Below are 18,659 nucleotides of genomic sequence, written 5' to 3' on the forward strand. Positions count from 1 at the left end.
AAGCTGTGACTAAGATTACTCCCCTTCCGCAAATAAAAAAGCCGCCCATTTATGGGCAGCCTAACCTAGTCTTATGCTTCGAGAACGAATAGCCGCTGATTGTAGCTCCGGAGCTGTTCATCGATCGATTGGATCTTAGACATGTCATTGCCTGCCGCAATCCGCTGGTCCAGAAGAAGATTAATATTCCGCTGAATGGATTCGATCTCTTTCTCAGCTTCCTTGCTGTTAAACAGGCGCAGCAGCTCTCCGGCCGTATTCTTGTACTCGTATATGACGATACTCTCGTTCCCGGTCATCTGGGTGATTCGGTGAACCGTTCCGACGTGGTAATCATAGCTCATTGTAAAGCCGCGATAGATCCGATTTACCTTCCCCGACCCCTTAAAAGCCGTAAACAGCTTACGTACGGCATCGGCCAGATGGGGAGTTACCAATCGGCACGACAGCTCACAGACGTACAGGCCATTCTTGCGTTCAAAGGGCAAATGAACTTCTTCCCCGCTTTCATCTTCAAGCACGAACTCATGCTCTCCGCCGTCCATCACTTTCACTCGGCTGCTCACCCGGAAAGCGTGGGTCCCTTGCAGAAATCGATCCATTTGAACATCCGTCATTTGCATTGTGGCATTAACATATTCTGTGGCTAACCGCTGAGCCATAAAAATCCCTCAATTCTTTTAACTTACTCCCATTATACTGTACATCCCAGCGGTCTTTCCTGTCGTCCGAACGAGATTATTCATCATATTTCATAAAAAAACGGTTTTAGCCGGAATCAGACTGAGATTTCCCTCAACATGCTCACTTTCCTGTCAAGAATACACCGATTCCCTCTATTACTCAAAAAATCAGGCAAATCCGCTCGATTACGCTTATTCGTCTTCTTCGACGGCTGCATCCCGGAAATCGCCGTTGTCCCCTTCGCCGTTTTCTTGACGGTATCCGATATGTGATTCGATGATTTCCCATAGCTCCTCTTTACCAAGCCCTAACTCCGAAGAGAACATGACGAATGAATGATGAGGCTGAAAGCCAAGCGTTTCCTTTACAATCTTGACGTGTTTCTGTCTGCGCGTCTTCGGGATTTTGTCCGCTTTGGTCGCGACGACGCACACCGGTCGGTCGTAATGCTGCAGCCACTCATACATGCTGACATCGTCCTTTGTAGGCGGGTGGCGCATATCGACCACCAGCAGAACGAGCTTCAGCTCATCCCGGCTGAGCAAATATTTCTCGACCATCTCGCCGAACGCCGCGCGCTGGCTTTTGGATACCTTGGCGTATCCGTACCCCGGAAAGTCGACCAAATACAAATCCTCGTTGACCCGGTAATAATTGAGCTGCTGCGTCTTGCCTGGCGTTGCGCTCGTACGGGCCAAGTTCTTTCTCGATATCATACGGTTGATCAGTGAGGACTTGCCCACATTGGAACGCCCTGCCAGAGCAATTTCCGGCAAGGCGTCTTCAGGATATTGAGCAGGACCGACCGCACTGATGACGAATTCGGCTTTTGTTACTTTCATGATTTTTAAAGGTTCCTCTCTAATGCACTCCCGCCTGCTCTACGAGCGCATGCTCGAGAACTTGGTCCATGTGGGATACCGGAACGAATTCGACGTCATTCTTGACACTGTCCGGAATGTCGCGCAAATCCCTCTCGTTATCTTTCGGGAGCAATATTTTTTTGTAGCCGGCCCTATGAGCGGCCAAGGACTTCTCCTTAAGCCCTCCGATCGGCAGCACGCGTCCGCGGAGTGTTATCTCGCCGGTCATCGCCACGTCACGGGCAACATGGCGCTTCGTTAAGGATGAAATAAGGGCCGTAGCAATCGTGATGCCTGCAGACGGACCATCCTTCGGAATGGCTCCTTCGGGGATATGGATGTGGACATCCAGCTTCTCGTGGAAATCCGGGTCGATGCCGAGCTCTGCGGCCTTCGAACGGGTAAAGCTGAAAGCTGCCTGAGCCGACTCCTTCATTACATCTCCCAGCTTGCCCGTTAGCGTCAGCTTGCCGGTTCCGGGAACGACGGTAACCTCAATGGTCAGCGTCTCGCCGCCAACCTCGGTCCACGCAAGACCGGTTACGGTTCCGACTTGGTCCTCCAGCTCGGCCATACCGTAGCGGAACTTCGGAATGCCGAGATAATCCTTAATATCGTCCGCACCGATCACAATGGAATCGGATTCGTTCGTAACAATCCGCTTCGCGGCCTTCCTGCACAGAGCCGCCACCTGCTGCTCCAGGTTCCGGACGCCGGACTCCCGCGTATATTCACGGATCACCTTCAGGAGCGCCCCTTCGTCTACCTGGAGCTGCTCGGGCTCAAGCCCGTGCTCGCTCTTCTGCTTCGGCAGCAGATAGCGGTTCGCAATCTGGAGCTTCTCGATTTCCGTGTAACCCGGAATATAGAGAACCTCCATCCGATCGAGCAGCGGTCTTGGAATGTTATGAAGAGCGTTGGCTGTCGTCACGAACATGACCTGGGATAAATCAAACGGAATTTCGATAAAGTGATCGCTGAACGTATTGTTCTGTTCCGGATCGAGCACCTCCAGCAGCGCCGAAGACGGGTCGCCGCGGAAATCCGAAGCCATTTTATCGATTTCGTCGAGCAAGAATACCGGATTTAAAGAGCCTGCGGTCTTCATGCCTTGAATGATTCGGCCGGGCATGGCCCCGACATAAGTCCGGCGATGTCCCCTAATTTCGGCTTCATCCCGCACGCCGCCGAGGGAAATGCGGACGAATTTGCGCTCCAGGGAGCGGGCGATGGAACGGGCCAGCGACGTTTTGCCGACGCCCGGCGGTCCGACCAAGCACAGAATCGGCCCCTTCATCTTCTTTACGAGCTTCTGCACGGCCAAATATTCCAGCACGCGCTCTTTCGGCTTCTCCAGCCCGTAGTGATCCTCATCCAGGACCTGCTCGGCTTTTGCGATGTCGAGATCGTCTTCGGTCTTGTTCGTCCACGGCAAGGCAAGCAGCCAATCGACGTAATTCCGGATTACGCCGCCTTCTGCCGAACTGGCCGGCATCTTCTCGAGGCGGTCGATTTCCTTCTCGACTTTCTCGTGGACGCGTTCCGGAAGCTGAAGCTCTTGCAGCTGACTGCGCAGCTCCTCGACTTCCCCGGCACGGCCTTCCTTATCGCCAAGCTCTTTCTGGATGGCCTTCATCTGCTCGCGCAGATAGTATTCCTTCTGGGTCTTCTCCATCTGCTTCTTAACCCGCTGGTTGATCTTTCGCTCCAGCTCCAGCACTTCGCGCTCGTTGTTTAAAATATCCAGCAGCTTTTCCAGCCGTTTGCGGACGTCGATCGTCTCAAGGATCTCCTGTTTATCCTTGATCTTTAACGATAAGTGGCTTGTAATGACATCCGCCAGACGCCCCGGCTCATCGATATCGGAGACGGCCGCAAGCGTCTCGGGCGTAACTTTCTTGGACAAATTGATATAATTCTCAAACTGTGACAGCACCGTCCGCATCAAAGCGGATACTTCAGGGTCATTGTTCTCTTCCTCCGGAAGCTCGCGCGCGATGACCTCGTAGTAATCCGCTTGATCCGTATATTGAATAATTTCCGCCCGTTCCATACCTTCCACAAGCACGCGTATGGTACCGTTTGGAAGCTTAAGCATCTGGCGTACATTCGCAACGGTTCCAATTCGAAAAATATCCTCTTGCGTCGGTTCTTCAATGTTCACTTCCGATTGAGAACACAGGAGAATCAAATTGTCTTCAACCATCGCCTTTTCTAAAGCCTTTACGGATTTCTCCCGGCCTACATCCAAATGAAGCACCATACTCGGGTAGACAAGAAGACCTCTTAAAGGCAATAAAGGAAAACGACGACCTTTGGTTTTACTTGGTCCCATCGCTTTCGCACCTCCAATGGCTCTCAATGTTGACACTATTCCTATTTTATCAAATCTGCGTATAAAAAACCAACAACGGGAAACTTAAACGCCGCCGGCATCGGTCATTTTGCCATTGCGCGGTGGCGTGGCCTGCAGAAGCGATGCCGAGGAGGCCGGATAGATGTCGGTGTTCGGAAGCTCCACGATGTCCGCCGCCAGCGAGCCGCCGAATACTTGGCGGAATACCTCGTCGACCGTTTCGACCGGAATGACCCGCAAGCCGCCGCTCAGATCCTGGAATAACGATTGCCAGTTATCCTTCGGGATGATGACACTGGTTGCTCCGGCCTGGAACGCTGCCTCCACTTTGGCAATCACCCCGCCGATCGGCTTCACTTTGCCGTGAATGCTCATCTCACCGGTCATCGCAATTTTATTATCGACCTCAATTCCCTTAATCGCCGATACGATCGCCGTTGCCATCGCAATACCGGCGGACGGGCCGTCAATCGGGGTTCCCCCCGGGAAATTGATATGGAGATTATAATCCTTCGGCGAGAAGCCCATCGCTTCCAGCACGGTCAGGACGTTCTCAATCGATCCCTTGGCCATGCTCTTGCGCCGCAGCTTGCGCGATCCCCCGCCAAGCTCTTCTTCATCCACGACACCGGTAATATTGTAGGTGCCCTGTCCCTTCTCGACCGGCACCGCTGACACTTCAATCTCGAGCAGCGCCCCCATATTCGGACCGTATACGGCCAGCCCGTTGACAACGCCGATCTGCGGCTTCTCCGGCACCTTGCGGTCCGGGCGGGGCTGCAGCTGACTGCTGCTCGCTACCCACTCTACATCCGAGGCGCGGATGGAGTCTCTTTTTTCCGTTAATGCAAGCCCTGCGGCGAGTTGAATCATATTGACGGCCTCGCGTCCATTGGAGCAGTACTGCTTCACGACGTCCACCGCTTCCGGCGCTGCGCCAAGGCCTATCTTCTGAATGGCATCCTCCGCGATTTTACCGATCTCCTCGGGGAGCAGCGGACGGAAGAAGATCTCCATGCAGCGTGAACGAAGAGCGGGCGCAACTTCTTCCGGGGAGCGCGTGGTCGCGCCAACCAAGCGGAAATCGGCTGGAAGTCCGTTTTGAAAAATATCGTGAATATAGGCTGGCGTATTGGCATCCTCTGAATTATAATATGCACTTTCAAGCAGGACCTTGCGGTCCTCCAGTACTTTTAGCAGCTTATTCATCTGAATCGGGTGCAATTCGCCGATTTCGTCAATGAACAGAATGCCGCCGTGCGCTTTCGTCACTGCGCCCGGCTTCGGCTGCGGAATGCCGGCTACGCCCATCGCACCGGCCCCCTGATAGATCGGATCGTGCACCGACCCGATGAGCGGATCGGCAATACCACGCTCGTCAAAACGGGCGGTGGTCGCATCGATCTCCGTAAACTTTGCATCGTATTTAAACGGCGATTGCGGATTCTTCTTCGCTTCCTCCATCACCACGCGCGCTGCCGCCGTCTTGCCCACCCCCGGCGGGCCATAGATAATGACGTGCTGCGGATTGGCGCTGCACAGGGCGGCCTTCAAGGCCCGCAGTCCGTCCTTTTGTCCGACGATGTCGTCCATGGTCTGAGGTCTCGTCTTCTCCGCGAGCGGCTTCGTCAACGATACCGACCGGAGCTTGCGCAGCTTATCGAGCTCCTTGCGCGACTCCCGGTCCACTGCGGTCTTGCTGGTCTTCTGCCCACGCAATAAGTTCCAAAAATAAATGCCGATGATGACTGCAAAAAACAGCTGCACCAGCATAATCACGATACTCAGATTCACAAGTCATTCCTCCTGTTTCTCCATTATGTCAAGATCCAACGTTAATACTTGGTAGTATTGCCGATTCGTTTGCAGGTAAAACGCCAATGCGGGAACAATTTGTAAAGGGGCTTTTTCACAACAAGTCCCTTAAAAGAACATCTTCACAGCCAGTTGAACCTTTGTGAGCTTTATCAGCACTCCGCATGCGGATTGTTCTTACGATCTCTGTTGTCCTCGGATTTCTTTGAATTCTATGTTCCTATTGATGAAATCCGCGGACAAAGGAGAACGCTTCGCTTCTTCTGAACAATTCCGCCTGCTCCGTTGAAGCTTTCCTGGCGGGCAAGTCCCTTTTGGGGACTTACTTGCCCCTTTGGAGCCCATTTTCGCTTTACAAGTTCCTTTCGGGGACTTGCTTGCTCCTTCCGAGCCCACCTACCCTCTTCAAGTCCCTTTTCGGGACCTGCTTGCTCCTTTTCTGCAATCGTGTCACTTTGCGACGGCTCTCACGTTCTCCCAGTACTTGCATTGACTCGTGGCTCACCAGAAGTGTCGTTCCCCTAACTTGAGTCCACGCAACGCAATTCGGCTGAATCCGAGGACGATCCCGATGAAGAATAACAAAAAGCGGCAGCCTCCTGAATCAGAGGCTACCGCTTAAGGCAAACGCTATTGAATTACCAAGCAAAGATGTATGGAGCTGCTGCATGGTGTTTGGAATCACGACACAATGCTTAGCGTACGGTATGTGGCTTCTAGTTACATCGCAACCACCGATGCCAAGGCCATGTGTGACTGACATTGCATACTATCAAGCTCAGACCGTGGACTTATGCTTGCGGCCAGGGATTTCGCCCGTCTCCTCGTACACCTTCACAATGTTATCGATCTCTTTCTTCAGCTCCTCCACCATCGTGGCTTCCGGAACCTTGCGAATCATTTCGCCGTAACGGAACAGCAGTCCCTCTCCGCGAGCACCGGCAATTCCAATGTCGGCCTCTCTCGCTTCACCCGGTCCGTTCACGGCACAGCCAAGAACGGATACCTTGATCGGCACTCTCAGCTTCGAGATATACTCCTCGACCTCATTGGCAATGGAGAATAAATCGATATCGAGACGTCCGCAAGTCGGGCAGGATACGAGCGTTGCCATATCGGAGATCAATCCGAACGTTTTGAGAAGCTCGCGTCCGACTTTAATCTCCTCTACCGGATCGGCGCTGAGCGAAATCCGCATCGTGTTGCCGATGCCCATCGACAGGAGCGCACCAAGTCCGGCCGCGCTTTTCACCGTTCCGGAGAACAGCGTACCGGCTTCCGTAATGCCCAGGTGAAGCGGGTAAGGGATCACCTCGGCAGCCTTCGTATACGCCGCAATAGCCATCGGAACATCCGATGCCTTCAAGGATACGATGATGTCATGAAAATCGAGCTCCTCCAGAATACCGATATGGTACAGCGCGCTCTCCACCATCGCTTCCGGCGTCGGATAGCCGTATTTTTCAAGAAGATGATTCTCCAGCGAGCCGGCGTTTACGCCGATCCGGATCGGAATGCCTTTCTCCTTGCACGCTTTTACGACCGCTTCGACCTTCTCGCGTTTTCCGATATTGCCGGGATTAATCCGGACTTTATCGATGCCGTTCTCAATGGCGAGAAGGGCAAGCTTATAGTTGAAATGAATATCCGCAACAAGCGGGATATGAATGCGTTTCTTGATTTCCTTAATGGCAGCGGCGGCTTCCTCATTGTTGACCGTTACCCGGACGATTTGGCATCCGGCTTCCTCCAGACGCAAAATTTCCGCGACGGTCGCCTCGACATCCGCTGTTTTGGTGGTGCACATGCTTTGAATAATGACTTGGTTATTTCCCCCTATGGTGAGGTTCCCCACCTTAACGGGCCGTGTGTCTTGTCTCAAAAACATGGTACGATCTCTCCCGTATAACGCCAAAGCTCCACTCCAGCCTAGGCTCATGGCCATAACTGGAAGTGGAGAGGATCAGCGTAAATTTATATCACGTCCGCAGCGTTAGAACGCCTCAGGCGCTTTCTTCCTGTTTCTTGTCATCTTCCGTTCCCTTGCCTTGCATCAGCTCAGGGATCACTCTGTCACGAACGACCTGTTCGGTGATGACGCAATCCTTGATATCGTCTCTGGACGGCACTTCATACATTACATCCAGCATGATGCCTTCAATTATGGAGCGCAGTCCGCGCGCGCCCGTATTGCGCTTGATTGCCTCCTGGGCAATGGCTTCGAGAGCGCCGCGTTCGAACTTGAGATTGACATTATCAAGCTCAAGCAGCTTCTGGTACTGTTTGGTGAGGGCATTCTTCGGCTCGGACAGAATCCGTACCAGCGTCGCCTCATCCAGTGGTTCCAATGTGGAAACAACCGGCAGACGGCCGACAAATTCCGGAATGAGACCGAACTTGAGCAGGTCCTCAGGCAGCACCATCGTCAAATATTCGCCTGGCTTCAGATCTTTCTGGCCTTCAGCGGAAGCGTTGAAGCCGATGACCTTCTTGCCGATCCGGCGTTTGATGTACTGCTCCAACCCGTCAAATGCGCCGCCGCAAATGAACAGAATGTTGGTTGTATCGATCTGAATAAACTCCTGGTGCGGGTGCTTGCGCCCACCTTGCGGCGGAACGGAAGCGACCGTTCCCTCCAGAATTTTCAGAAGCGCCTGCTGAACCCCTTCGCCGGAAACGTCACGAGTGATGGACGGATTCTCGGATTTGCGGGCCACTTTATCAATTTCATCAATATAGATAATGCCGCGTTCCGCTTTCTCCACGTCATAGTCGGCGGCTTGGATCAGCTTGAGCAGGATGTTCTCGACATCCTCGCCCACGTAACCGGCCTCCGTCAACGAGGTGGCATCGGCAATGGCAAACGGAACGTTCAAGATTTTAGCCATCGTTTGCGCAAGCAATGTTTTACCTGAACCTGTAGGTCCCAGCAGCAAAATGTTACTCTTCTGCAATTCAACGTCATCAATCTTGTTTTGCGTATTGATCCGTTTGTAGTGGTTATATACGGCAACTGATAAGGACTTCTTCGCTTGGTCCTGTCCGATGACGTATTGATCAAGAATATCCCGAATTTCACGCGGCTTCGGAATATCCTTCAAATCCACTTCTTCCTCATGGCCGAGTTCTTCCTCTACGATTTCCGAGCACAAGTCAATGCACTCGTCACATATATAAACACCGGGCCCCGCAACCAGCTTGCGAACCTGCTCCTGCGATTTGCCGCAGAAGGAGCATTTCAGCTGCCCTTTGTCGTCGTTAAATTTAAACATGCAATAACCACCCCTTATGATTTGGTCGGTGAAGACAGAACTTCGTCAATAATACCGTACGCCTTCGCTTCCTCCGCGCTCATAAAAAAGTCACGGTCTGTATCGCGTTCGATTTTTTCAAGGGGCTGACCCGTGCGCTCCACATAGATTTGGTTAAGTTTCTGTCTGGTCTTGATGATCCAATCTGCATGGATTTGGATATCGGATGCCTGACCTTGAATTCCGCCAAGCGGCTGATGGATCATGACTTCGCTGTTCTCAAGCGCATACCGTTTGCCGGGCGCTCCGGCGGTGAGCAGCAGCGAGCCCATGCTGGCGGCCATGCCGACGCAAATAGTGGACACATCAGGCTTAATCAACTGCATCGTATCATATATACCCATCCCGGCCGTCACCGAACCGCCAGGAGAATTGATGTACAGAGAGATGTCTTTCTCCGGATCTTCCGCAGCCAAGAAGAGCAGCTGGGCAATGACGAGATTGGCTACATCGTCATCGATCGCATTGCTGAGGAATATAATGCGATCCTTCAGTAATCTTGAGTAGATATCGTAGGATCTTTCGCCTCGACTGGTTTGCTCCACCACCATAGGTACAAGACTCATGCGACCAACCTCATTTCCTTGAAAATTTACTTATGCGTTACAAAAGTTATTCTAACATGTTCAAAGCGCAATGTCATTTTTTAACCCTGATTACATTCTATGAACTTCGCTAGGAATATATCCAGCCAACTTGTCTCATTATGTATGTCGAAAAAATAACCAATTCATGTCACATTTAGTTGAAAATTGGCTATTCTTAGGTAAAAATAAGGCACGCATAAAGTACGTGCCCTATCTCATGTAACGGCAGCTTCGGCAGCCGCCTGTTGTTATTATTCTTCAGTCGCAGTTTCTGCAGCTTCTTCCTTCTTCTCAACTGGAGCGCCTTCTACGCTGTTTTCCAGCAAGAAATCAATCGTCTTGCGGAGAAGCAGCTCTTCGCTAAGGCTGTCAAGGGAACCGTTGGCAGCCAGGATGCTGCGGATTTCTTCGGCGGAACGCTTGTACGTTTCAGCCATATTGTCCAGTTCCTTGTTGATTTCCTCTTCGGAAACTTCAAGCTTCTCTTCTTTCGCAATCGCTTCAAGCACAAGGTTGTTGCGAACGCGCTTCTCGGCATCGTCCTTCATCTGACCTTCCAAATCCGCATTGGTTTGGCCGGAGAAGCTGAGGAACATCTCGAGGTTCATGCCTTGCTGGCGAAGACGGTTGTCGAAATCGCGCATCATGTTCTGAACTTCGGATTGAATCATCGCTTCCGGAATATCGATTTCGGCGTTAGCTGCCGCTTTTTCAACAACTTCATTCTCGCGGACGCCTTGAGCTTCCTGCTCTTTGCGGGCCAGAAGCTGCTTCTTCAGATCTTCCTTGTACTCATCAAGCGTATCGAACTCGCTTACGTCTTTAGCGAACTCGTCGTCCAGCTCAGGAAGCTGCTTGCGCTTGATTTCATGCACTTTCACTTTGAAGACCGCTTGTTTGCCGGCCAGCTCTTCCGCGTGGTAGGTTTCAGGGAATGTCACTTCCACGTCTTTGAAGTCACCCGTAGCCATGCCGATCACTTGATCTTCAAAGCCTGGGATGAAGGTGTTGCTTCCAAGCTCCAGGGAATAACGCTCGGCTTGTCCGCCTTCGAAAGGAACGCCGTCCACGGAACCGTCGAAATCGATCACGACGATGTCGCCGGATTCAGCCGAACCTTCATCGATGACAGCCAGCTCAGCATGACGCTGTTGCAGGCGCTCAAGCTCTTGGTTCAGCTCCTCATCCGAAACCTCAGCTGTTACAGCAGCAACTTCAAGTCCTTTGTAATCGCCAAGCTTAACTTCTGGCTTCACGGTTACTTTCGCTTTGAATTTGAAGGTTTCGCCTTTAGCGAACTGCTCGATTTCTACTTCTGGACGATCTACCGGGAAAATATCCGCTTGCTCAACAGCTTCGCTGTATACTTCAGGAAGCAGAATGTCGATTGCATCCTGATACAAGCTCTCTACGCCGTAACGAGCTTCAAAGATCGGGCGCGGTACTTTACCTTTACGGAATCCAGGTACATTTACTTGTTTCGCTACTTTATTAAAAGCTTTGTCGAGGGCGGCCGCAACGCGATCCGCATCAACCTCAACGTCAAGAACGCCAAGGTTCTTCTCTATTTTTTCCCAAGTTGCTTTCATTTATGCTTTCCCCTCCAAAATAGTTCACGTGGTCGGCGCAATAATCTATCACGTACCGAATAACCACTATAGTATAAACAACATTACATGCTTTTTCAAGGGCGTACCCTTATGGAGCGATACCGTAAACGTTTTCCATCTCTGCCTATTCCTCCGCCCCGGCAGCTACGAATTGCTTTAACGAACGGTATGCTCCCTCATAGCGAAAACGCATGGTGTCCGTAATTCCGTACAACGGCCGGATTTCGTCCTCATTCCGGAACCCTTTTAAACTCTCCGACACGATGTCGTGCAATGCTGCCGCCCAAATATCGAGCGTAGACTCATCCTCGTCGAGCATGGACTCGTAATCCAAGGTTCCGTAAATGGCCATAATGAACTGCGACCATAATTCCTGGGCGAAATAAAACAGCGTCGGCTCGTGAACCTCTGTCTGATCGGCAACGCGTTCCAATATTCTCGTTATTGCAGGCGGGAATTCCGATGGATCGAGCGGTACCGAGTCAATCTCGATTTCGACGGCCTCCTGTCCTCTCTTAAGCGTTACGCTCCCTTCCATGCCACGTCTGCGCAACGTCTGCAGCACGCGGAATTGGAGCAGAGGATGAAGCGGGGTCTCGCTAAGCCAATCCGCTAGAGCCGCATCGATTTCCGGACGGTCCAGATAGGCCAGCTGTTCAAGCGCAAGGATCGTCTGCTCGGTCAAAGGTCCGTTCATGACCGAAGCAAGAAGTTTATCCGCATATCCTGCATCCTGGGCTACCTTATCGTTAACCATCTGGCGGGTCATTTCCGCTTCGTCCGGATCGTCGATCTCCTCGGTATCGGCATCATTCTCACGGGGCACGGCTGCTTCGGGGAAGGCTGCCTCCAGCCATTCCAGAAGGGCACGCCATTCCTCATAGTTCCGCTCATTCTGTCCGCTGCATTGCAGCAGAAACCGCAGCACCTCCATCGCTTCGCCGTACCGTTCATTCTCGAGCATAACCGTTAGCTGAATCTGATAATAATCCAGCGTCTTCGGAAACAGGATGATGTTCTTATCCTCTTGTTCGGGGGAGTAAGAGTCCTTGATAAGGACACCTCCTTTCTAGTCCTGTTTTTAATATTCGTTGATTATAGCATATGTACCGCCAAGATTAAAAAAGCGCGGGTTCCATGGGTTCCTTCTCTTACTTAGAGGGATTGGGATCACCGATCAAGTAAAGAGCAACCGTATTTTATCAATATAACCCCGGATTGCCTAGTCATAATCTAATCGCATCAAAAATCTTCTATTTTCAAAAATATATAGTTGAAATATTCCAGAGCATATGATAATATATTTTTTGCTTGAAAAAAATGTGTCCCAGTAGCTCAGCTGGATAGAGCAACGGCCTTCTAAGCCGTCGGTCAGGGGTTCGAATCCCTTCTGGGACGTAAAGATTACACCGCCTTAGGGCGGTGTTTTTGCGTTCCTTGAGGATGAGAACCCCCATTAGGGGGGCGTCGGAGCATCCGCTTCGAAAGGGTTACTTCGCAATCGGCCTGAAGGGCCGAATCCCTTCTGGGACGTAAAAATAACACCGCCTTTAAGGGCGGTGTTATTGCGTTCCTTGAGGATGAGAACCCCCATTAGGGGGGCGTCGAAGCATCCGCTTCGGTAGGATTACTTCGCAGTCGCCTGAAGGGCCGCATCCCTTCTGGGACGTAAAGATAACACCGCCTTAAGGGCGGTGTTTTTGCGTTCCTTGGGATCCTTTTTGCGTTCCATGGGATACCCAAATTAAAAAATAATGGCCTTTTTCCGATTACCCTATACTATAAAAAAGAATCCCTGTCGGATTCGAAAGTGATGCCAAGCTACATACATAAAAGAGGAGGATGCGTATGCCTTTGTGGCTTATATACGCGCTGCTGTCTGCCGTAGCCGCTGCGCTCGTGGCCATCTTCGGCAAGATCGGCCTGCAGAACATCGACGCGAATTCCGCAACCGCTATACGATCAGTCATCATGGCTTTGTTCTTGCTCGGGGTCATAGCGGTTCAGGGGAAATTCTCGCAGCTCGGCGACATTCTAACGCAGAAAAAAGCGCTCAGCTTCATCGTGCTCAGCGGGATTGCCGGCGCCTTATCCTGGCTGTTCTACTTCCTGGCACTGAAGTACGGCAAAGTATCGCAGGTAGGGCCGATCGATAAATTGAGCGTCGTGATGGCGGTCATTCTTGCTTTTGTTTTTCTGGGTGAGAAAATCTCCTGGATCAACGCAGCCGGCGTTGCTCTGATTGCTGTCGGCGCGCTGCTGGTTGCGGTGAAATAAAAATCGTATTGCTTTTCGAAGCAGATTGGTTATAATATGGAAAACTCGATCATTTTGAAGTTCTGTGATTGGGAGAGTAGCTGCACGCGCTTCAGTCCAAGCGAGCCGGGACAGGTGGGAACCGGTACGAAGCCGCCAGTGAAACGGGCCCAGGAGACGGTTATCCGAAACTTTCAGTAGGGTGACCCGGCTTACACCGTTATCGTAGCAAAGGGGTCAGCCTTCCAATTTCGGGGGTTGACAACAAGAGTGGTACCGCGAGCATAAGTCCTCGTCTCTTAGGAGACGCGGACTTTTTTTATTTTTTCAGACATGGTTGTCACTGTTAAAAGGGGGATTTCACCATTATGTTAAGTCACGTTATCATTGAAAGCCTGGAACAAGCCGTAAACAAGGTGTGCCAAAGCTTCGGCACGAAGCTGCCGGATTCAGTACAGGTCCGTATCGAGCAGCCTGCGAGCATGGAGCATGGAGATTATGCGACCAACATCGCCATGCAGCTTGCCAAAGTTTTGCGCAAGGCACCCATTGAAATCGCCGGGCTGATTCAGCAGGAGCTTCATCAGCATGAGCCATTCCTCGAGCTTATAGCTTCCGTAGAAGTCGCGGCACCGGGCTTTCTGAATCTCCGCATCCGCTGGGAGGCGTGGGCGGGACAGCGTTTCGAGCTGCCTGCTGCCCCGGATGAAAAAATCGTCATTGAACACACATCCATCAACCCGAATAAATCGGCACACATCGGCCATCTGCGAAATTCTTGTATCGGCGACACGCTGGTCAGATTGATGAGAAGGCTCGGTTATGAAGTCGAGGTCCATAACTATATCGACGATCTGGGGAATCAGCTGGCAGATACGGTCGTCGGTCTTCTTCATACTCCGCTCACACAAGAGCATGCCCGGTTCGGGGATTATTGCTGGGATGTATACTCTGCCACCAATCGGGCTTATACGCAGGATCCTTCGCTCGTGCAGCATCGAACCGAAGTGCTTCACGCTCTGGAGGAAGGACACCAGAACTTGGCGTGGATCGGACTCCTCGTGGCGGAGCGGATCGTTAAAGAGCATTTGGAGGAGATGAAGCAGTTCGGCATCGAGTATGATCTGTTGGTGTGGGAGAGCAGCATCGTAAGAGAGGGCTTCTGGGATTATGCATTCGAGCTGCTGAAGAATACGCCGCTGTTCCAGCAGGAAACCGAGGGCAGGCTGGCTGGATGCTGGGTGCTGAAGCAATCCGGCGGCGAAGACGCTGCGGGAAATCCGGAGGCCGAGCACAGCATGGATAAGGTGCTTGTCCGCTCCAACGGCATTTTGACCTACACGGCCAAGGACATCGCGTACCACTTGTGGAAATACGGGGTTTTGGCCAAGGATTTTGCCTACAAAAAATTTACGGAGCATGTGTGGACAACAAGCGCTGACGGCGAGCAGCAGCCGTTCGGCAAAGCCTCTATGGTAATCAATGTTATTGATTACAGGCAGCAATATCCGCAGGCGATGGTCAAGCAGGCGCTCGAAAGCCTGGGGTTCGTCAAGGAAGCGGAGAAGCTCCGTCATGTGAGTTACGGGGTCGTTTCCCTCAGTCCGTCGGCTGCTGCTGACCTAGGGATTGATACGAGTGACGGCAAGGCCTCCTACGCGATGTCCGGGCGTCAAGGGATCGGTATTAAAATTACGGAGCTTATCGATCAGGTGGAGAAGGTCATTGAGGAGACCCGCTCGGATAAAAACGGACTGTCCAGCCGCGAAATCGCGATCGCCTCCATCCGTTACTACCTGCTTCGCTTTGCACTACAGACCGAGGTCGTATTTGATCTCAAGCAGGCTACCGAAATATCCGGCAATACGGGAGTATACCTGCTCTATTCTTATGCACGAGCGCTGAGTGTACTGAATAAAGCGAAGGCATCCGGTGTGGAGCCAGTAAGACCTGTACATTTTCCTGCCATGGAAAAAGCCGAGCACGCCTTGCTGAGACATATCAGCACTTGGCAGGACACCCTCGTCACGGCCGGACGCGAGCTGTCTCCAAGCGCCATTTGCAACTTCACTTACGAGCTGTGCTCATGGTTTAACAATTTTTATTCGGCATGCCCGATCCTGAAGGCGGAGGAGGAGGTCCTCCAATTCCGTGTATGGCTGACCTCGGTGTTTAAAGAGACGCTGGGCGATGCGCTGGACGTCCTCGGGCTGCCTACGCCAAGCCGGATGTAAAATCGCATGCAGAGCATCCGCCCGCTCTCCTTCTTCCTAGAAACTTGCCTGGTAAACGCTTAGGCTTTTAGGTTCTAAAGGACCATGAATCAGTCCTCAAAAAATAGCCGCCATCCCGATGGATGACGGCTATTTCCCCTTCTATTGCAGCCCTCTAACCGTAAGCTTAACCTGAATCTTCCCGCCTGTCAGAGGTTCTTCTTGAATGGTCCAATTAACAGCGAGCGTATCCTTCAAACGGCCCAGCTGATCCTCCGTCAGCTGCAGCTGATCTATGATCCCTTCGCCTACGCGAAAGTCGGATTCGGAGCTGATGCCAAACGCTTCCTCCAGCCATATTTTCAAGCCGTTCCGCGTATTAAATGTAATTCTGTAGCCTTCCTGTACAGCCTTCTCCAGATTCTCCCCATGCTCCTCGGCGTAGGAGAACAATTCATCGTAATGGAAATGGCCGGTTTGGGCCGTCCCGAACCGTTCAACCTCCCGTGAACGAACGGCATCCAAGAGATCGGCGGATGACATTCCTGAATTTTTGGCATGCTCCAATAGAATGGCGGTGTTTTGCGATATTTTCGTAAGCTGCATAGTAAATTAAGGCCTCCTCAAGGATGAAAAAAAATCATTTTCTACTATTATAAGACTCGCAATGATGTGAGACGGGGAAGCTTCGCAAGATATAAACTAAACGTTCCATCGCTTATGTACTTGCTAAAGGACTTAATCTCATAATACCCCAGCTTTCTGCAAAAATGAACTGATACCTACCGCGAAAAGGTTAAGCCATTTCCCCGATCCCCCAGTACCGTCTAAACAAAGCGGTTATGATCGTCTGCATCCTCATCGAAACGTCTGCACGACCATCCCTTTGCCGTCCTTTACATCCACCTCGGCATATGCCCCATTGATCAATGTCATCTGCGGCGGAACATGTCCGCAGTCCATATCATAAACGATGGGAACGCCAAGCTCCCGGGTAAGGTCTTGGTATACGTCCTCCGCCTCGTAATTCTCGATGGCATGATTGGCAGCGCTTCTGCCGAACAGAATGCCGGAACAGTTCGCGAACCAGCCGGCAAGCTTCATCTGAACAAGCGATCTGCGTAAATCGGTCGTGGATAGCTCGCAGTTCTCGAAGTACCAGAGGATGGGTTCATTTCCGATGTACTGCTGCTGGAAGCTCGTCACGTCGCCGTAGGGAGTGCCGATCAGATGGCGGATCACATCGATGCAGCCCCCAAGCAGTCGTCCCTTCATTTGGGCAGGAGCGCCTGTGACGGATTTCCACTCCGTCGGCTCCGTTAAATGGTAGATCCATGGAGTCGGGTTGTCATGCTGCCATTCCTTCTGATAGCTTTCGGAAGATTGCTGGGCGACGGATCCGCCCCTGGACGTTGACAGCACGGTTTGCCATCGTGAAGTCGTCGGGTCGGTTTGCTCCCCGCGCAGGTCAATGAGATTCGTGCCATGCGCAGTGGCGATGCCTCTTACCAACGTGAGTGCCAATAGGAGCACACTCGTGTCCGAGTAGCCAAGAATCCACTTGGGGCTCACTTGATCAAATTCGATATGCTCCAGGATTTCGATCAATAGCTCCCCGCCCCATGGAGGAACGATGAGATCGATCGCTTCATTCTGAAGCATCGCATTCAGCTCTTGGGCCCGAATACGCGCAGGAGCCGACTTAGCCTTTTCCTGTGTCCAGACAGTATCTCCGACGATCGTACGGAATCCCCTCGACTCCATCCGGTTGATCGCTTGCCTCAATAAACCATGCAATTCGGCCTCTACGCCAGATGACGGAGCGGGTATGCCGATGGTCGCCCCTTCCTGCAAAAACGGATAATGGATCATTGGTTATCTTCCCCTCTCATACGTATCGCTTCATGCCTGCAAGCCTTCACGGTTGTTCAGACTTCAGATGCCTATACTAATCTTAACATCTAGAGCGTCCCAGAAGGGATGCGGCCTTTCAGGCCGACTGCGAAGTCAACCTCCCGAAGCGGATGCTCCGACGCCCCCCTAACTGGGGTTCTCATCCTCATGGAACGCAAAAACACCGCCATTAAGGCGGTGTTATCTTTACGTCCCAGAAGGGATGCGGCCTTTCAGGCCGACTGCGAAGTCAGCCTCCCGAAGCGGATGCTCCGACGCCCCCCTAACTGGGGTTCTCACCTTCTGGAATACGCAAAAAATCGCCGTTTGGCGATTTCTTAGAAAGCGTCCCAGAAGGGATGCGGCCTTTCAGGCCGACTGCGAAGTCATCCTCCCGAAGCGGATGCTCCGACGCCCCCCTAACTGGGGTTCTCATCCTCATGGAACGCAAAAACACCGCCATTAAGGAGGTGTTTTTTTACGTCCCAGAAGGGATTCGAACCCCTGACCGACGGCTTAGAAGGCCGTTGCTCTATCCAGCTGAGCTACTGGGACATATGTATACATCTTTTTGAAACAGTAACGAAATATATTATATCGCAACTTCGTCATTTTTCAAAGAATTTTTTTGTAAAGGAATCATTCGGGGAATCAGCCGTTCGCTCGCAGGGTATTGTAATATCAAACAACCTTTCAGGAGGTGGTACCCGTGAGACAGCTGCTATCCTCATTATCGTACTTCAGCATTTTCTTTGCGCCCTTTATTCTCCCAATCCTGGTGTGGATTCTATCCCAAGATGCTTATGTAGCGAAGCATGCGCGCCGCGCCCTTTTCTCTCATCTCTTCCCGCTTCTTGCAGCCATCCCGCTCATCTATATGGCGGTAACCTCAGGCTCCTTCGGTTCCGTGATCGGGTACCTGATTCTGTTCGGCATCATTTATTTCGGCAGCTTCGTGTATAATATCGTCCTGGGCATTCAGGTTCTCCGCGAACCGAGCTACTGATGCTTTTATCTGGGGATTTCGCAAAATCCTGACCTAAAAGAAGAACCATGCCGCAATCGTCCGGC

At 51.8% G+C, this 18,659-nt stretch carries 14 protein-coding genes, 2 tRNA genes and 1 other annotated feature; of the genes, 4 read left to right on the plus strand and 12 right to left on the minus strand.

The window, feature by feature from the left end:
- Nucleotides 1–71 precede the first annotated feature (71 nt).
- From J2Z18_RS18410 to J2Z18_RS18450, 9 genes are all read right to left on the minus strand, one after another.
- Nucleotides 72–662, minus strand: a complete 591-nt coding sequence (locus J2Z18_RS18410) for a hypothetical protein (RefSeq protein ID WP_007130745.1) — start codon at nt 660–662, stop codon at nt 72–74.
- 213 nt (nt 663–875) lie between these two features.
- Nucleotides 876–1,526: a ribosome biogenesis GTP-binding protein YihA/YsxC gene (yihA, locus tag J2Z18_RS18415; RefSeq protein ID WP_007130746.1), complete on the minus strand. Its 651-nt coding sequence runs from the start codon at nt 1,524–1,526 to the stop codon at nt 876–878.
- 19 nt (nt 1,527–1,545) lie between these two features.
- Entirely contained in the window at nt 1,546–3,882 is a 2,337-nt protein-coding gene (gene lon / locus J2Z18_RS18420) for an endopeptidase La (RefSeq protein WP_007130747.1), read from the minus strand.
- Between the two features lie 84 nt (nt 3,883–3,966).
- Nucleotides 3,967–5,676 carry an ATP-dependent protease LonB gene (gene lonB, locus J2Z18_RS18425; protein ID WP_245256078.1) on the minus strand — a complete coding sequence of 570 codons (1,710 nt, stop codon included), beginning with the start codon at nt 5,674–5,676 and terminating at the stop codon, nt 3,967–3,969.
- 820 nt (nt 5,677–6,496) lie between these two features.
- Nucleotides 6,497–7,606, minus strand: a complete 1,110-nt coding sequence (gene ispG, locus J2Z18_RS18430; protein ID WP_007130749.1) for a flavodoxin-dependent (E)-4-hydroxy-3-methylbut-2-enyl-diphosphate synthase — start codon at nt 7,604–7,606, stop codon at nt 6,497–6,499.
- Nucleotides 7,607–7,721: 115 nt separating this feature from the next.
- Nucleotides 7,722–8,990 (minus strand): ATP-dependent protease ATP-binding subunit ClpX, encoded by a 1,269-nt coding sequence (gene clpX, locus J2Z18_RS18435; protein ID WP_007130750.1) that lies wholly within the window; start codon nt 8,988–8,990, stop codon nt 7,722–7,724.
- 14 nt (nt 8,991–9,004) lie between these two features.
- Nucleotides 9,005–9,595 (minus strand): ATP-dependent Clp endopeptidase proteolytic subunit ClpP, encoded by a 591-nt coding sequence (gene clpP / locus J2Z18_RS18440; RefSeq protein WP_007130751.1) that lies wholly within the window; start codon nt 9,593–9,595, stop codon nt 9,005–9,007.
- A gap of 272 nt (nt 9,596–9,867) precedes the next feature.
- The gene (gene tig, locus J2Z18_RS18445) at nt 9,868–11,205 is read right to left on the minus strand and encodes a trigger factor (RefSeq protein ID WP_007130752.1); all 1,338 of its coding nucleotides are present in this window, start codon (nt 11,203–11,205) and stop codon (nt 9,868–9,870) included.
- A gap of 145 nt (nt 11,206–11,350) precedes the next feature.
- Nucleotides 11,351–12,190 (minus strand): hypothetical protein, encoded by an 840-nt coding sequence (locus tag J2Z18_RS18450; protein ID WP_007130753.1) that lies wholly within the window; start codon nt 12,188–12,190, stop codon nt 11,351–11,353.
- Between the two features lie 360 nt (nt 12,191–12,550).
- Between J2Z18_RS18450 and J2Z18_RS18455 the strand changes: the two genes are divergently transcribed.
- From J2Z18_RS18455 to J2Z18_RS18465, 3 genes are all read left to right on the plus strand, one after another.
- A tRNA-Arg gene (locus tag J2Z18_RS18455) sits at nt 12,551–12,624 on the plus strand.
- A gap of 450 nt (nt 12,625–13,074) precedes the next feature.
- Nucleotides 13,075–13,503: an EamA family transporter gene (locus tag J2Z18_RS18460; protein ID WP_007130754.1), complete on the plus strand. Its 429-nt coding sequence runs from the start codon at nt 13,075–13,077 to the stop codon at nt 13,501–13,503.
- A 55-nt stretch (nt 13,504–13,558) separates the two neighbouring features.
- Nucleotides 13,559–13,785: a binding site (T-box leader), on the plus strand.
- Between the two features lie 65 nt (nt 13,786–13,850).
- The gene (locus tag J2Z18_RS18465; RefSeq protein WP_210095144.1) at nt 13,851–15,716 is read left to right on the plus strand and encodes an arginine--tRNA ligase; all 1,866 of its coding nucleotides are present in this window, start codon (nt 13,851–13,853) and stop codon (nt 15,714–15,716) included.
- A 141-nt stretch (nt 15,717–15,857) separates the two neighbouring features.
- On the opposite strand, the gene J2Z18_RS18470 is transcribed toward J2Z18_RS18465, so the two are convergent.
- From J2Z18_RS18470 to J2Z18_RS18480, 3 genes are all read right to left on the minus strand, one after another.
- Complete coding sequence (locus J2Z18_RS18470; protein WP_007130756.1) at nt 15,858–16,301, minus strand: hypothetical protein; 444 nt, start codon at nt 16,299–16,301, stop codon at nt 15,858–15,860.
- A gap of 252 nt (nt 16,302–16,553) precedes the next feature.
- Complete coding sequence (locus J2Z18_RS18475; protein WP_007130757.1) at nt 16,554–17,567, minus strand: S66 family peptidase; 1,014 nt, start codon at nt 17,565–17,567, stop codon at nt 16,554–16,556.
- 502 nt (nt 17,568–18,069) lie between these two features.
- Nucleotides 18,070–18,143 (minus strand) — tRNA-Arg (locus J2Z18_RS18480).
- A 154-nt stretch (nt 18,144–18,297) separates the two neighbouring features.
- Here J2Z18_RS18480 and J2Z18_RS18485 point away from each other — a divergent pair.
- Entirely contained in the window at nt 18,298–18,594 is a 297-nt protein-coding gene (locus J2Z18_RS18485; RefSeq protein WP_007130758.1) for a magnetosome magnetite crystal formation protein family, read from the plus strand.
- Nucleotides 18,595–18,659: the final 65 nt, after the last annotated feature.

It is taken from the genome of Paenibacillus lactis, from assembly GCF_017873605.1.
GTDB lineage: Bacteria > Bacillota > Bacilli > Paenibacillales > Paenibacillaceae > Paenibacillus_AQ > Paenibacillus_AQ lactis.

What these genes read in the sequence shown, in the direction of transcription:
- lonB (WP_245256078.1), bottom strand. Translation starts at nt 5,676, where the DNA reads ATGCTGGTGCAGCTGTTTTTTGCAGTCATCATCGGCATTTATTTTTGG.
- tig (WP_007130752.1), bottom strand. Translation starts at nt 11,205, where the DNA reads ATGAAAGCAACTTGGGAAAAAATAGAGAAGAACCTTGGCGTTCTTGAC.
- J2Z18_RS18410 (WP_007130745.1), bottom strand. Translation starts at nt 662, where the DNA reads ATGGCTCAGCGGTTAGCCACAGAATATGTTAATGCCACAATGCAAATG.
- ispG (WP_007130749.1), bottom strand. Translation starts at nt 7,606, where the DNA reads ATGTTTTTGAGACAAGACACACGGCCCGTTAAGGTGGGGAACCTCACC.
- J2Z18_RS18475 (WP_007130757.1), bottom strand. Translation starts at nt 17,567, where the DNA reads ATGATCCATTATCCGTTTTTGCAGGAAGGGGCGACCATCGGCATACCC.
- J2Z18_RS18470 (WP_007130756.1), bottom strand. Translation starts at nt 16,301, where the DNA reads ATGCAGCTTACGAAAATATCGCAAAACACCGCCATTCTATTGGAGCAT.
- lon (WP_007130747.1), bottom strand. Translation starts at nt 3,882, where the DNA reads ATGGGACCAAGTAAAACCAAAGGTCGTCGTTTTCCTTTATTGCCTTTA.
- yihA (WP_007130746.1), bottom strand. Translation starts at nt 1,526, where the DNA reads ATGAAAGTAACAAAAGCCGAATTCGTCATCAGTGCGGTCGGTCCTGCT.
- clpX (WP_007130750.1), bottom strand. Translation starts at nt 8,990, where the DNA reads ATGTTTAAATTTAACGACGACAAAGGGCAGCTGAAATGCTCCTTCTGC.
- J2Z18_RS18450 (WP_007130753.1), bottom strand. Translation starts at nt 12,190, where the DNA reads ATGCTCGAGAATGAACGGTACGGCGAAGCGATGGAGGTGCTGCGGTTT.
- J2Z18_RS18460 (WP_007130754.1), top strand. Translation starts at nt 13,075, where the DNA reads ATGCCTTTGTGGCTTATATACGCGCTGCTGTCTGCCGTAGCCGCTGCG.
- J2Z18_RS18465 (WP_210095144.1), top strand. Translation starts at nt 13,851, where the DNA reads ATGTTAAGTCACGTTATCATTGAAAGCCTGGAACAAGCCGTAAACAAG.
- clpP (WP_007130751.1), bottom strand. Translation starts at nt 9,595, where the DNA reads ATGAGTCTTGTACCTATGGTGGTGGAGCAAACCAGTCGAGGCGAAAGA.